Origin of the sequence: Citrobacter sp. FP75 (assembly GCF_018342065.1) — a bacterium.
Taxonomy (GTDB): domain Bacteria; phylum Pseudomonadota; class Gammaproteobacteria; order Enterobacterales; family Enterobacteriaceae; genus Citrobacter.
The window spans coordinates 195,547-209,215 of sequence record NZ_JAFDOE010000002.1 but is presented as its reverse complement, the minus strand read 5'-3'; the positions used below and the strand labels follow the sequence as shown (position 1 = coordinate 209,215).

The following is a 13,669-nucleotide window of genomic DNA, read 5'->3' as shown; positions in this document are numbered from 1 at the left end:
GCGCAATGTCACTTTCATCACCGGGCGTGCATCTGTTTTATCACTCACGCTGGCAGGATACCCGCATGCTTGATGAGCTATGCTGGGGACTGGAAGAGCAGGGCGTCCCTTGCCGGGCCACGTGCTACAACGGCAGCGACAGCGCGCTGGCGCTCAGCAAACAAGCGGCAAAAAGCTCAACGCTGCGCGTTGGTCTCGGCCTCAGCGAAACGGGCGATATTGCCTTAACGCATGCCCAGTTGCCCGAGGATCGGGCGCTGATCTGCGGGCATATCGCCGCCGGGATCGTGCAGATCCGCGCGCTTGGCGCCAACGCAGGCCAACTGGTCAAAGTGCTTCCCTTCAGCGAGATAACATAAATGTACCGCATCTACACCCGCACCGGTGATAAAGGCACTACCGCGCTGTTTGGCGGCAGCCGTATCGACAAAGACGACATCCGCGTGAACGCCTACGGCACGGTGGATGAACTGATTTCCCAGCTTGGCGTCTGTTATGCCAGCACACGCCAGGCAGAATTACGCGAGGATCTGCATGCCATCCAGAAGATGCTGTTTGTACTGGGTGCGGAACTCGCCAGCGATGAGAAAGGACTCGCTCGCTTACAACAGCGTATTGGTGAAGAGGATACTCAGGCGCTGGAGCAGCTTATTGATCGCAATATGGCGTACAGCGGTCCGCTGAAAGCGTTTGTTATTCCGGGGAAAAATCTGGCATCGGCGCAGCTACACGTGGCGCGAACCCTGGCGCGGCGGCTGGAGCGTATTCTCACAGCGATGGACAGAACGCTGACGCTGCGTGATGAACTCAAGCGTTATATCAATCGTTTGTCCGACGCGCTGTTCTCGATGGCCAGAATAGAAGAAACTACTCCTGATGTTTGCGCTTAAACTGGCTGGCATCGATGTCGTACTGCTTCATCTTGCGCCACAGCGTGGTGCGCCCAATATTCAGCAGCTGCGACATCTCCTGCACGCGCCCGCTGGTCACGCGAGCGGCGTGGATAATCGCCTCTTTTTCGATGGCGGTAAAGGTCAGGCTGGCAGGCAGCAGCGAAGATGTCGTATCCATACCCGGCCGTTCGGCAAACAGATAATCCGGCAGGTTGCTCAGCCGTATATGACCGTTATCGCTGCTGATGGCGATGTTCTCGATAATGCTGTTCAGTTCGAAATCATTGCCCGGCCACGAGTAGGCCACCAGCTGCGCCAGTGCGTCATCGTCGACCTTCAGGCTGGATGAAAAGCGTTTTTTCAGGTTGTTCAGGCGGGTATAAATCAGCGCAGGAATGCTGTTGCGCCGCGCGCGCAGCGGCGGAATGACGATTTCAAACGAATGCAGCGCGTAATACAGCTGGCGGCTAAAGCGGTTTTGTTCCACCAGGTTGGCAAGATCGACCGTAGTGGTGGCGATCACTTTCACATCCACTGGGATCAGCCGACGGGCATCAAGGCGGGTTAACACGCCCTGCTTGATCACCTGTAACAGCGCGGATTGCAGCTCCGGCGCTAAATACTCAATTTTTTCCAGAAACAGCGTGCCGCCGTTCGCCAGTTCAAGGCGGCTCAGTCGGCCATTTTCATCATCCGTTGGCGCGCTGCCCATAAAATCCTGCCCCAGCACGCTGTTGGCATACAGCTGGCAGTTAACGGCGATATACGGACCGCTGGCGCGTTCGCTTTCATTGTGGATCGCCTGGCTGAGCAGCTCTTTACCGACGCCCTCTTCGCCGCACAGCAGGATCGGAAAACTTCCCCTCGCCGCCTGACGACCAAAATGGATCAAACGCCGGGTCTCCGGATCTTCCGCTGACATCTGCTCAAAAGTGTGGCTGACCTTGCCCAGTTGACTGGTCATCAGCTGGCGCATTTGTTCGACCGGGTGCAGCAGCAGAATAAAGCTGTTGCCCTGCTCTTCCACAATGGGCTTTAGGGTGATCACGGCATCAACAAACTGGTGCTGGCTCTCAAAGGTAACTTCGACGTGATTGAGTCCGCGAGCATGTTTGATCGCCCGGCGCAGCAGCATCGGCAGATTCACCAGGTCATGAATATTTTTCCCCTGACTGGCCTGCACATCCAGATGCAATAACATGGCGGCGCGCGCATTGAGGAACTGCAGCACGCCCTGTTCGTTCCACGCCATCACGCCATCATCCATGCTCTCCAGCAGCCCGTACATCTGATTCAGATGACGGTTAGATTCAGCCAACAGGGTGTCGGTCAGCAAGGAATTACCGACTTCTCTGGCAATCGCCAGCGTCAGGGATAAATCAGAAACCGACTCATGTTCTACCAGGCAGCACAGTGAAATAGATCCAAACAGTCGCCCGTGGTTATCGAACACCGGCGTTGAACAGAACGACCACGGATGCAGCGCTTGTTTAAAATGCTGATCGCCCGAGGTTTTTGTCGGCTGCCCTGGCATGGTCGCCAGCGACAGCGCGCAGCTGCCAATAATGCTTTCCGCGCAGTAGCTGCCGTCAAGAAAACCCAATTCTGCCAGCTGTTCCACAGTCTGCGGATCGCCGCAACGACTAAGAATACAAGCGGACTCATCGAGGATAAGCAGCGCGCAGGGACGTCCGTCCATAAACTCCCAGGCATCTTCCAGCGCGGCCTGAGCAATTGTCAGCAACGCCGTCTTACGACGACAAATCGATGCAAACGTCAGCCCCTGCGCCTGATGCGGCGCCTGCCAGGTTTCCCGCTGCATAAACTTACTGCAACGATGCCATGACTGAGCGATGACCGAAGAGACTTCCTTCCCGATGCTATGCGTGTGCGCCGTCATATCCATTTCCGCTGTTTTACCATAGACAACCCCTCCGGCAGAGACTGTCAGAGGGGGAGAAGATGCCGGATAAAAACTTACCGACGACTGATTAACGCGCCAGCCACTGCTGTCCCAGCAGGTCTGCCGTCAAAATTGCGGCATGTACACTCTCTGGCGTCACCGGGAACGGCATATTGTGAATGGTTTCACCTTCCGCACAGGTCGCTTTGGCAACGGCCTGAATCTTGTCGTCGATGCCATCCTTCACGCCCATTTGTGCCAGGGTTACCGGCAGGCCGACTTTCTGACAGAACGCGAGCACGGTTTCGATCTCTTCCATCGGGCTGTTCTGCAGCACCAGCTGTGCCAGCGTACCAAACGCGACTTTTTCGCCATGGTACAAATGGTGGCACTCTTCCAGAATCGTGAAACCGTTATGAATAGCATGCGCCCCCGCGAGGCCGCTGCTTTCAAAACCGATGCCGCTAAGATAGGTGTTCGCTTCGACAATACGTTCCAGCGCGTCGGTCACTACGCCTGCCTGCGCCGCGCAGCGCGCCTTTTCGCCTTCCGCCAGCAGGGTATCATAGCACAGGCGTGCCAGGCTCAGCGCCGCCACCGTGGACTGTCCACCCGCCATACTGGTCGCGCGGGCGTCATAACAAGCCTTCGCTTCAAACCAGGTAGAAAGCGCATCGCCCATCCCGGCAACCAATAGACGTACCGGTGCTTTGGCGATGATCGCGGTATCCATCACCACCATATCCGGGTTTTTCGGGTAGATCAGATACTCTTCAAACTCACCGGCTTCGGTGTAAATGACCGACAGCGCGCTGGTAGGCGCATCGGTCGAGGCGATAGTCGGGATCACCACCACCGGCAGCTTCTGGTAATAGCCAATCGCTTTAGCGGTATCCAGCGTTTTCCCGCCGCCGACCCCAACCACACCACGGCAGCCGTGTTGTTTCAGAATGGCAATCAGACGATTAATTTCTACGTGGCTGCATTCACCGTTAAAGCGTTCCGCGTGACAGCTAATGCCGTGGCTATGCAGGCCATTGAGCACTTTCTCTCCCGCCAGCTTCATCACGAAGTCATCCGCAATGACAAAAAAGCTGTCCGCCAGGTTTTTCGCGTATTGACCAAATAAGGTAGATGCATCAGGGCCCTGGAGATATTTGGCTGGAGATTGAATAACTTTTAGCATTCCTTTCATCCTCAAATAAGTACATGTTTTTACATGATGAGCCCTGGCGTTAACCTGTTTAGCCTGACACTGACGGCGAAAACGGGAGTACCCGAGCGATGCAATCACTGTAGGGCGAGGCGTACACAAAAAAATCATTCGTCTTTTTGTTCTGATATGAAACAAATAAAAACAGCATACGTTCCATATCGGAACGATTAACCCTAAAAATGATAAGGTTTGCGATCCCGATCCGTTCCTTTACCGCTTATTTCTGGCGGACATAGAAATCCGCTTTCGTCTTTTCGCCGTACAAAGCAGAAATGACCCGCAAAAAAAACGGTCCGCCCGGTGTTACCGGCCCTGACAGTCGGAGAAAAAAGCCGCGCGGGTTCGCATTACGTCATTTTCATCCGCAATTACGTTTCATTTAGGAACAAAAACTAATATTTACGTTCCGTATTGAAACCCATTTTGCCCGAGTTTTTTTCCGCGCTGACTCGGCCAGAATCTCTCCATCGCCTCCGTGACCGCAACCATGCATTCGGGGGTTTGTTTAACACTCAACCTCCCGGAGCCGTTATGTCTCAATTCTTTTTTAACCAGCGCACCCATCTCGTTAATGACGTCATCGACGGTACGATCTTCGCCAGTCCGTGGAATAACCTGGCGCGCCTGGAGAGCGATCCGGCCATCCGTATCGTGGTGCGTCGCGACCTCAATAAAGAGAACGTCGCGGTGATCTCCGGCGGCGGCTCAGGTCACGAACCCGCGCACGTTGGGTTTATCGGAAAAGGCATGTTAACCGCCGCCGTCTGCGGCGACGTGTTTGCCTCCCCGAGCGTGGATGCGGTACTGACTGCAATACAGGCGGTAACCGGTGAGGCTGGCTGTCTGCTGATCGTGAAGAACTACACCGGCGATCGCCTGAATTTTGGCCTTGCCGCCGAGAAAGCGCGTCGGCTCGGCTACAACGTCGAAATGCTGATCGTCGGCGACGACATTTCGCTACCGGATAATAAGCACCCACGCGGAATCGCAGGAACCATTTTGGTGCATAAAGTTGCAGGCTATTTCGCCGAACGTGGTTACAACCTCGCCACCGTGCTGCGTGAAGCGCAGTACGCAGCCAACAACACCTTCAGCCTGGGCGTCGCCCTTTCCAGCTGCCATTTACCGCAGGAAACCGACGCCGCACCGCGTCATCATCCGGGTCATGCAGAGCTGGGGATGGGCATTCACGGCGAGCCAGGCGCTTCGGTTATCGACACCCAAAACAGCGCGAAAGTGGTTAATCTGATGGTGGATAAACTGCTGGCCGCCCTGCCGGAAACCGGTCGTCTGGCGGTGATGATTAACAATCTTGGCGGCGTTTCCGTTGCCGAAATGGCCATCATCACCCGCGAACTGGCTAACAGCGCGCTGTATCCACGTATCGACTGGCTGATTGGCCCGGCCTCGCTGGTGACCGCGCTGGATATGAAAGGCTTCTCGCTAACGGCCATGGTGCTGGAAGAGAGCATTGAGAAAGCGTTGTTGACCGAAGTGGAAACCAGCAACTGGTCAACGCCCGTACCGCCGCGTGACATCACCACCGTACCGTCATCCCAGCGCAGCGCACGCGTGGAATTTCAGCCTTCGGCTAACGAACAGGTTGCCGGGATTGTGGAGCTTGTCACCGCAACCCTTTCCGGTCTGGAGACGCATCTCAATGCGCTGGACGCCAAAGTGGGCGATGGCGATACCGGGTCGACCTTTGCCGCCGGCGCGCGTGAAATTGCCGACCTGCTGCATCGCCAGCAGCTTCCGCTGGATAACCTGGCCACGTTGTTCGCGCTGATTGGCGAACGTCTGACCGTGGTGATGGGCGGCTCCAGCGGCGTGCTGATGTCTATTTTCTTTACCGCCGCAGGGCAGAAACTGGAACAAGGAGCTAATGTTGCCGAGGCGCTGAATACGGGTCTGGCGCAGATGAAGTTCTACGGTGGCGCAGACGAAGGCGATCGCACGATGATTGATGCACTGCAACCGGCGCTAACGTCGCTGCTCACACAGCCGCAAAATCTGCAAGCCGCATATGACGCGGCGCTGGCAGGGGCAGAACGAACCTGCCTGTCGAGCAAAGCCAATGCGGGGCGCGCATCGTATCTGAGCAGCGAAAGCCTGCTCGGAAATATGGACCCCGGCGCACATGCCGTAGCGATGGTGTTTAAAGCATTGGCGGAGGAGAAAGTGGAGTAATTTTTAGAGTGTATATGTTAGCTAAAGCGAATTATTCCGTTCACTTTAGCTGCATTGCTTCCCTGAAACCATATCCCCCGTGAACGTGGTCATCGCTGTACAGCTCTGACTTCCAGTTAAATCTGTTTTGCTGTTTAAACAAAAAACGCAGATGTTTACAGGGACGTTTCCTCGCGCCCGGCCCGGAAGCCTGGAGGAATAAACGGAGGGAACCACGAAGTGGCAATTTTCCCGCCGGGAGCCGGGAGCCGGGATTGTTAAGGGTACGGCGATAGTACCCTTAACACGTTCACGGATATCAGTGCTGTAGAGAAATAAAGAACATAAGGTGAACGGAACAATACGCTAAAGGAAAAATATCATTCCTATATCAGCGATACACGCGAATCCCGCCCTCTACGCCGCGGCTAAACAGCACCTGCCAAAGCTCGATATCCCGGGCACGGAAAGCCCCGGCGCAGGCGCATAAATAGTAATTAAACATCCTTCTGAAGGTCGCGGAATAACGCGAAGACAGCTCCGGCCATGCCTGATTAAAGCGCTCGTGCCAGGCCATCAGCGTTTTATCGTAATCGCTGCCGAAGTTATGCCAGTCCTCCATCACAAACCGTGATTCGCTGGCCTCGGCAATGTGGGAAATCGCCGGTAAGCAGCCGTTCGGGAAAATATATTTATTGATCCACGGATCCACGCTCATCCCTTTTTTATTGCTGCCAATAGTGTGCAGCAGGAACAACCCGTCGGGTTTTAAACAGCGATCGGCAATACTGAAATAGGTGTCGTAGTTTTTCGGCCCGACGTGTTCAAACATCCCCACGGAGACGATACGATCGTAGTGTTTATCAAGATCGCGATAATCCTGCAGCAGAATATTTACATCCAGCCCTTCACAGCGCTGCTGCGCCATTTTCTGCTGTTCTTTCGAGATGGTGACCCCTTCGACCGCCACACCATAATGGCGCGCCGCATATTCTGCCAACCCGCCCCAACCGCAGCCGATATCCAGCAAACGCATGCCCGGCTGCAATTGCAGCTTCTCGCAAATCATTTTTAATTTGGCGTTTTGCGCATCTTCTAATGTCGCCGCGTCTTTCCAGTAGCCACAGGAATATTGCATGTGGGGATCAAGCATCAGGGCAAAAAGATCGTTACCAATATCGTAGTGTTCTTTGCCGACTATCCAGGCACGGCTGCGTGATTGCAGATTAAACAGACGCGCGCTGGCAATGCGTAAAATATCTTTCAGATTGCCCGGCATTTTTTGGTCGAGTTTTGCTTTAAGGATTTTGCAGAACAGAATATCGAGCCGCTCGCAGTCCCACCAGCCTTCCATATAGCTTTCGCCAAGCCCTAACGAGCCTTGTTGCAGTACCCGTTTAAAGAAACCGGCATGGTGAAGTTGAATATCCCAGGCGCGCGAACCATTAATCTGGATATCAGCCTGCGAAAGCAGGTCTTTCCCCATTCGGGTCCAGTTATCATTTGTTTCATTGACGATGACAGCATCTGAACAAAGCGAGTTCATGGTATTTACCAAAAGTGGACTAATAATTCTTACGCAAGATTATTATGGAAAACAGAGTGTATGTATTATGATCTGCGGACAAGATCTATCGAGCAGAGGCCACATCACCGGGAGCATCAGGTATTTTTTATGGACACCCTCAGGCAAAAGCAGTGGAATTCCTTCCCCGATGATTCAATGGCGGACCTGCCGCAGGACGTTTACTTTCGCTCTTATGTCCTTGAAGCTAATAACCACGTTCCGCAGCACTCACATGCTTTTACCCAGTTTCATTTCGCCCGTAAGGGCAGCATGCGCATTGATGTCGCCGGTAAGTGCTGGATAATCCCCGCGCATTACGGTATCTGGATCCCAAACAATATTGAGCATGCGGTGTGGGCGCTGGATGATGTGTATTTAGAGAACCTGGATATTAAACCCAGTTTTCTGGAGCAGAGCATCGACGAGTGCAAAGTGGTGGCGATCAGTGATTTCGCCAGAGAGTTTATTCATTACGCAACCAACTTAATTTCAGGCCATTACGACAGCCAGTCAAAAGAAGGGAAGCTGGTGAGCGTACTGATCGATATTATTTTGCAATTACCGGAAGTCGCCTTTGTATTACCCTGGCCGCAGGATCCTGAATTAACCAAAGTGTGTCGGACAATACAGGAATCTCCTGCGCTGGAGCACTCGGTAGAGTACTGGGCAAATCATCTTGGTATGTCCGCCCGGACCTTTTCGCGCCATTTCAAAAAAGAAACCGGATTACCGTTCAGCGTCTGGAAGCAAAAGATGCGGATTCTGGAATCAGTGTTAATGCTGAAGAAAAATAAAAGCGTCACCGCCGTGGCGCTCGATGTGGGGTATTCGAGCACCGCGGCGTTTAGCTACGCGTTTCGCCAGGCGTTTGGCGTTCCGCCGTCAAATTATTAATCTGCCGCTTTACGCTGATGCCAGTAGGCTGCCGCACGCACCCGTTGAGGGTCAAACGCCTCGGTTTCAAAACGAGTGCTCAGGTTTTTTACCACCTTTCCTTCACCGGTTATCCAGATGAAATAATCGTCTGCGGGCACGGTCAGCCGTGATAATTGCGCGTCCACCGCCTGCGCGTCATGGCCGATAAACCACTGAATTGTAAATCCGTCGAGATGGGCAAGATAGTCCTGATACGCTGCATCCTGCACGCTCACCAGCGCCGTGACGTTTGGGCGTACCGTTAAACGGCTGAGCGACTCCAGACGTCGGCGCAGCGCAGGCATGCCTGATTCATCACACACGTAAACCTGATACGCATAGTCCTCCGGCACCACCAAAGAACCGCGCGGTCCGCCAATCGTCAGCTTGTCGCCCTCGCGGGCATGCATCGCCCACGTGCTCGCCACGCCACCGTCGTGAATGTAGAAATCCAGCGCCAGCTCATGGCGCGCGTCGTCATACAACGGCGTGTAATCGCGCGATAACGGGCGAACACCATCAGCCCAGACGATGCCCTCATCGGTGACAACCGGCGGTACAAAATGACTGCCCGGCTCAGGAAAGAAAACTTTGGTATGGTCATCAAAGCCGTGTGAAGTGAAGCCGTCCAGCGCCTCCCCACCCAGCACGATACGCTGAAAACCCGCACTGATACGCTCAACGCGCAGGACGGTAAGTTCACGGAAACGCAGTTCATTACGAACGCGCTGCGGGTAGCGTGAGGTGTTTTTTGTCATTTTTTCGCCTTCGTGAGAATAATACGATATATCTAAATCAATTTTTAAATGATAATGATTGCTAATAGCAAAGATTGCAAGCATTTTTTTGATACAGTCAGACCGTGCGCGTCCTTTCATTCAAACCATTAAAATAAACATTAAAATCAATGAATTAAAAACTTTAAAAATCGTAGACTTGCAAAAGCATAATAATTAGATATAAATTAGATATATCTAAACAACCTCAGGAGACAACTATGCAAAACCAACATGACGGTTGCTGTAAGAATACAGAGCGCCAACACGAAGGCTGCTGCAACGGGGAAGGACATCACCACGAAGGCTGCAACAAGGAGCATCACCACGAGCACGGCTGCGGGCATCGACATGGTCGGGGCGGCGGCGGCCGTCGTCAGCGATTTTTCGGTCACGGCGAATTACGTCTGGTGATTCTGGATATTTTGACCCGCGACGCCAGCCACGGCTATGAGCTGATTAAAGCCATTGAAACGTTAACTCAGGGTAACTACACGCCAAGTCCGGGGGTGATTTATCCGACGCTGGATTTCTTACAGGATCAGCAGTTAATCGTCATCAGCGAAGAGGAAGGCGGGCGTAAACAGATTACGATCACGGCGCAGGGCCAGCAGTGGCTCGAGGAAAACCGCGAACATCTGGAGCTTATCCATGAACGTGTAAAAGCCCGCTGTGTGGGCTTTGAGTTACGTAAAAATCCGCAGATGAAACGCGCGCTGGAAAACTTCAAAGCGGTGCTGGATCTGCGGGTCAATCACGGTGACATCAGCGATGCACAGATCAAAAAAATCATCGGTATTATCGATCGCGCAGCGCTGGATATCGCTCAACTGGATTAATCTGCTCAGCAGGCGGAACCGTTGTTCCGCCTGATAACCGACGCTTAATGCAGCACCGTCACCGCATCTTCCAGACGCCCGGCGCGATGTTTCACCATCGCTGAAATCTGGGCGCTCTCTTCAACCAGTTCAGCGTTTTTCTGCGTAATGTTGCTCAGCTCATTCACCGCACGGGTCAGACTGGTCAGCCCGTCCGCCTGCTCCAGCGTCGAATGGCTGATTTGGGCAATTAACTGGGTGACGTTCTGCACCTGCGCCACAATGTCGTCCATCGTGCGCCCTGCGGCGTGAACCTGGCTGGAGCCGGATTGCACCTTATCGGCGCTGGCATCAATCAGTTTGCGAATGTCATTGGCTGCACTGGCGCTGCGGCTGGCAAGATGGCGTACCTCCCCCGCCACAACGGCAAACCCTTTCCCCTGTTCGCCCGCTCGCGCCGCTTCAACCGCCGCATTCAATGCCAGAATATTGGTCTGGAAAGCAATATCGTTAATCAGCGTGGTGATGGTGCCGATACGCTGGGTGCTGTTGGCAATATCGTCCATGGTTTTGATCACCGTCTCCATCGCCTCGCCGCCCTGCGTTGCCGCACTGCTGGCGGCAATCGAGAGCTTATCAGCAGCAGACGCCGTCGCCGAGTTTTGCTTTACCGACGCCGCCATCTGGTTCATCGTCGTCACCGTTTCCTGCACGTTCTCAACCGTCTGCTGCGTATGCTTGTTTAAATCATCACTGCCTTTTGCCAGCGTTTCGCTGTCGTTACGCACGCAGGAAACCTGGCTTGAAACGTCATGAATAAGCCAGCGGCACATTAATCCCAACTGCCCCACCGATCGCAGCATCAGACCCAGCTCATCGCTGCGATTAAGGTGCGACACGCTGTTGCGCTCGCCGGTCGCCACTTTCAGCGCCTGGCGGGCGACGTTTTCTATCGGGCGCACAATTTGCCATTCGAAAATCGCCGTTCCAGCCAGCATCACCAGCGCACCGCTCAACAGCTGCGGCCATTGCGCCCCCATCAGATGTAACGTAACGGCCAGCACGGCAAACATCGCAGCCATCACGCTGCGCACCCGCCAGCGAACCGGCAGCGCCGGGAGTTTTCCCAGCCAGCCTTTACGCACCACTAACCCTTTGTAGATGCGTTTGTTGCAACGACCCTCATTTAACGCCTGATACAAAGGCTCGACCGCCGCAATCTCCTCCTGCGTCGCCCGGGTACGAATCGACATATACCCGGTCATCCGCCCTTCCCGCACCATCGGTACCGCGTTAGCCCTCACCCAGTAGTGATCGCCGTTTTTACAGCGATTTTTTACAATGCCGCTCCACGGTTCGCCCTGTTGCAGGGTGTACCACATATCGGCAAACGCCGCCTTTGGCATGTCCGGGTGACGCACCAGGTTATGCGGCTTACCGAGCAGCTCGCTCAGTTGATAGCCGCTAACCTGAACGAAAGTGTCATTCGCGTGGGTGATGTAGCTTTGTAAATCGGTGGTCGACATGAGGGTGATATCATCATTCAGCGGGGTATTTTGCTGGCTAACGTAGGGATCAGAAGACATGGTTGCGTCCTGTGCAGGTTATCTGGTTGTTAACTCTTTCGGCACATGTTATTTCGGCGATAATTTTTTTATCTTTAGTTGTTAAATTTGATTTAGATCGCAATTTGCGATTAAACCTCAAAATCTGTACGTTTTCTAATTCATTGATTTAAAATACTTTCGTATTGTAACTATTCAACCGGGCTATACTCAGCGCACCGTCACAGTGCAACTTCTGCCTATTTTTGGAGCAAAAAGTCGTAGATCTGGACTGTTTTCAGACGACAGACCTGGGCAAAATGCCGCCAAATGTTAACTTTTGACATAAAATGTTGCACAATTGAAATCCCCCCTGGTGTTTATCCCGATTTTCGTTAAGCGCGCCGGGATGGCGTAATCCCTGCAATACTTAATTCAGTATCATGTGATACGCGAACTCCGGGAGCATATTTTGAACAGGTTACCTTCCAGCGCATCGGCCCTGGCCTGCAGCGCACACGCACTGAACCTCATCGAAAAGCGAACGCTTGATCATGAGGAAATGAAAGCACTTAACCGAGAGGTCATTGAATACTTCAAAGAGCATGTCAATCCGGGGTTCTTAGAGTATCGAAAATCTGTAACTGCCGGCGGGGATTACGGAGCCGTAGAGTGGCAAGCGGGAAGCCTGAATACGCTTGTCGACACCCAGGGACAGGAATTTGTAGATTGCCTGGGCGGTTTTGGAATTTTCAACGTGGGGCACCGTAATCCAGTAGTGGTCTCCGCCGTACAGAATCAACTCGCAAAACAACCTCTGCACAGCCAGGAATTACTTGACCCATTGCGGGCCATGCTGGCAAAAACCCTCGCCGCACTGGCACCCGGCAAGCTGAAATACAGCTTCTTCTGCAACAGTGGGACCGAGTCGGTTGAAGCAGCACTGAAGCTGGCGAAGGCGTATCAATCGCCACGCGGTAAATTTACCTTTGTTGCCACCAGCGGCGCTTTCCACGGTAAATCCCTGGGCGCACTGTCCGCGACGGCCAAATCCACGTTCCGTAAGCCGTTTATGCCGCTGCTGCCGGGCTTCCGTCATGTTCCGTTCGGGGATATTGACGCGATGCGTACCGTACTCAGCGAGTGTAAAAAGACCGGTGACGATGTGGCCGCCGTGATCCTCGAACCGATTCAGGGTGAAGGTGGCGTGATCCTGCCGCCGCAGGGATATCTGACCGCCGTGCGCAAACTCTGCGATGAGTTTGGTGCGCTGATGATCCTTGATGAAGTGCAAACCGGCATGGGGCGTACCGGCAAGATGTTCGCCTGCGAGCACGAAAACGTGCAGCCCGACATAATGTGTCTGGCTAAAGCGCTGGGCGGCGGCGTGATGCCGATTGGCGCGACCATCGCCACCGAAGAGGTGTTCTCCGTGCTGTTCGATAACCCCTTCCTGCACACCACCACCTTTGGCGGCAACCCGCTTTCCTGTGCGGCTGCGCTGGCGACGATCAACGTCCTGCTGGAGCAGAATTTACCGGCTCAGGCAGAGCAAAAGGGCGATATGTTGCTGGACGGCTTCCGACATCTGGCGCGGGAGTACCCGGATCTGGTGCAGGACGTGCGCGGTAAAGGCATGCTGATGGCGATCGAATTTGTTGATAATGAGATAGGCTACAACTTTGCCAGTGAGATGTTCCGCCAGAGGGTGCTGGTCGCCGGTACGTTGAACAACGCCAAGACGATCCGTATCGAACCGCCACTCACGTTAACCATCGAGCAATGTGAGCTGGTATTACGCTCAACGCGCAAAGCGCTGGCCGCATTGCGGGTGAGCGTGGAGCAAGTGTGACAGATGCCTGTCCGGC

At 53.9% G+C, this 13,669-nt stretch carries 10 protein-coding genes and 1 pseudogene; 6 read left to right on the top strand and 5 right to left on the bottom strand.

The window, feature by feature from the left end; genetic code table 11:
- Positions 1–5 precede the first annotated feature (5 nt).
- Entirely contained in the window at positions 6–359 is a 354-nt protein-coding gene (locus JQ822_RS08635) for a glycerol dehydratase reactivase beta/small subunit family protein (RefSeq protein WP_213133132.1), read from the top strand.
- Complete coding sequence (locus JQ822_RS08630) at positions 360–890, top strand: cob(I)yrinic acid a,c-diamide adenosyltransferase (protein WP_213133131.1); 531 nt, start codon at positions 360–362, stop codon at positions 888–890.
- Here the strand turns inward: JQ822_RS08630 and dhaR are convergent.
- Positions 868–2,793 (bottom strand): dihydroxyacetone kinase operon transcriptional regulator DhaR, encoded by a 1,926-nt coding sequence (dhaR, locus tag JQ822_RS08625; RefSeq protein WP_213133130.1) that lies wholly within the window; start codon positions 2,791–2,793, stop codon positions 868–870. The two genes, JQ822_RS08630 and dhaR, sit on opposite strands and share 23 nt — an antisense overlap.
- A gap of 91 nt (positions 2,794–2,884) precedes the next feature.
- Positions 2,885–3,982 (bottom strand): glycerol dehydrogenase, encoded by a 1,098-nt coding sequence (locus JQ822_RS08620; RefSeq protein ID WP_213133129.1) that lies wholly within the window; start codon positions 3,980–3,982, stop codon positions 2,885–2,887.
- A gap of 561 nt (positions 3,983–4,543) precedes the next feature.
- Between JQ822_RS08620 and JQ822_RS08615 the strand changes: the two genes are divergently transcribed.
- Entirely contained in the window at positions 4,544–6,202 is a 1,659-nt protein-coding gene (locus JQ822_RS08615) for a glycerone kinase (protein ID WP_213133128.1), read from the top strand.
- A 370-nt stretch (positions 6,203–6,572) separates the two neighbouring features.
- On the opposite strand, the gene cfa is transcribed toward JQ822_RS08615, so the two are convergent.
- Entirely contained in the window at positions 6,573–7,727 is a 1,155-nt protein-coding gene (gene cfa / locus JQ822_RS08610; RefSeq protein WP_213133127.1) for a cyclopropane fatty acyl phospholipid synthase, read from the bottom strand.
- Between the two features lie 67 nt (positions 7,728–7,794).
- Here cfa and JQ822_RS08605 point away from each other — a divergent pair.
- A pseudogene (locus JQ822_RS08605) lies at positions 7,795–8,642 on the top strand (helix-turn-helix domain-containing protein).
- Here the strand turns inward: JQ822_RS08605 and JQ822_RS08600 are convergent.
- The gene (locus tag JQ822_RS08600) at positions 8,639–9,421 is read right to left on the bottom strand and encodes a siderophore-interacting protein (protein ID WP_213133126.1); all 783 of its coding nucleotides are present in this window, start codon (positions 9,419–9,421) and stop codon (positions 8,639–8,641) included. The pseudogene JQ822_RS08605 and the gene JQ822_RS08600 overlap by 4 nt on opposite strands.
- A 239-nt stretch (positions 9,422–9,660) precedes the next feature.
- Here JQ822_RS08600 and JQ822_RS08595 point away from each other — a divergent pair, with 239 nt between their 5' ends.
- Positions 9,661–10,278 (top strand): PadR family transcriptional regulator, encoded by a 618-nt coding sequence (locus tag JQ822_RS08595; RefSeq protein ID WP_213133125.1) that lies wholly within the window; start codon positions 9,661–9,663, stop codon positions 10,276–10,278.
- 44 nt (positions 10,279–10,322) lie between these two features.
- On the opposite strand, the gene JQ822_RS08590 is transcribed toward JQ822_RS08595, so the two are convergent.
- The gene (locus JQ822_RS08590) at positions 10,323–11,843 is read right to left on the bottom strand and encodes a methyl-accepting chemotaxis protein (protein WP_213133124.1); all 1,521 of its coding nucleotides are present in this window, start codon (positions 11,841–11,843) and stop codon (positions 10,323–10,325) included.
- 430 nt (positions 11,844–12,273) lie between these two features.
- Here JQ822_RS08590 and ygjG point away from each other — a divergent pair, with 430 nt between their 5' ends.
- On the top strand, positions 12,274–13,653 hold the full coding sequence (gene ygjG, locus JQ822_RS08585; protein ID WP_213133123.1) for a putrescine aminotransferase: 1,380 nt from the start codon (positions 12,274–12,276) through the stop codon (positions 13,651–13,653).
- The last annotated feature ends 16 nt before the right edge of the window (positions 13,654–13,669 follow it).

Coding starts and splice junctions, on each gene's coding strand:
- JQ822_RS08620 (WP_213133129.1), bottom strand. CDS start 3,982: ATGCTAAAAGTTATTCAATCTCCAGCCAAATATCTCCAGGGCCCTGAT.
- JQ822_RS08595 (WP_213133125.1), top strand. CDS start 9,661: ATGCAAAACCAACATGACGGTTGCTGTAAGAATACAGAGCGCCAACAC.
- JQ822_RS08600 (WP_213133126.1), bottom strand. CDS start 9,421: ATGACAAAAAACACCTCACGCTACCCGCAGCGCGTTCGTAATGAACTG.
- JQ822_RS08590 (WP_213133124.1), bottom strand. CDS start 11,843: ATGTCTTCTGATCCCTACGTTAGCCAGCAAAATACCCCGCTGAATGAT.
- JQ822_RS08635 (WP_213133132.1), top strand. CDS start 6: ATGTCACTTTCATCACCGGGCGTGCATCTGTTTTATCACTCACGCTGG.
- cfa (WP_213133127.1), bottom strand. CDS start 7,727: ATGAACTCGCTTTGTTCAGATGCTGTCATCGTCAATGAAACAAATGAT.
- JQ822_RS08630 (WP_213133131.1), top strand. CDS start 360: ATGTACCGCATCTACACCCGCACCGGTGATAAAGGCACTACCGCGCTG.
- JQ822_RS08615 (WP_213133128.1), top strand. CDS start 4,544: ATGTCTCAATTCTTTTTTAACCAGCGCACCCATCTCGTTAATGACGTC.
- dhaR (WP_213133130.1), bottom strand. CDS start 2,793: ATGACGGCGCACACGCATAGCATCGGGAAGGAAGTCTCTTCGGTCATC.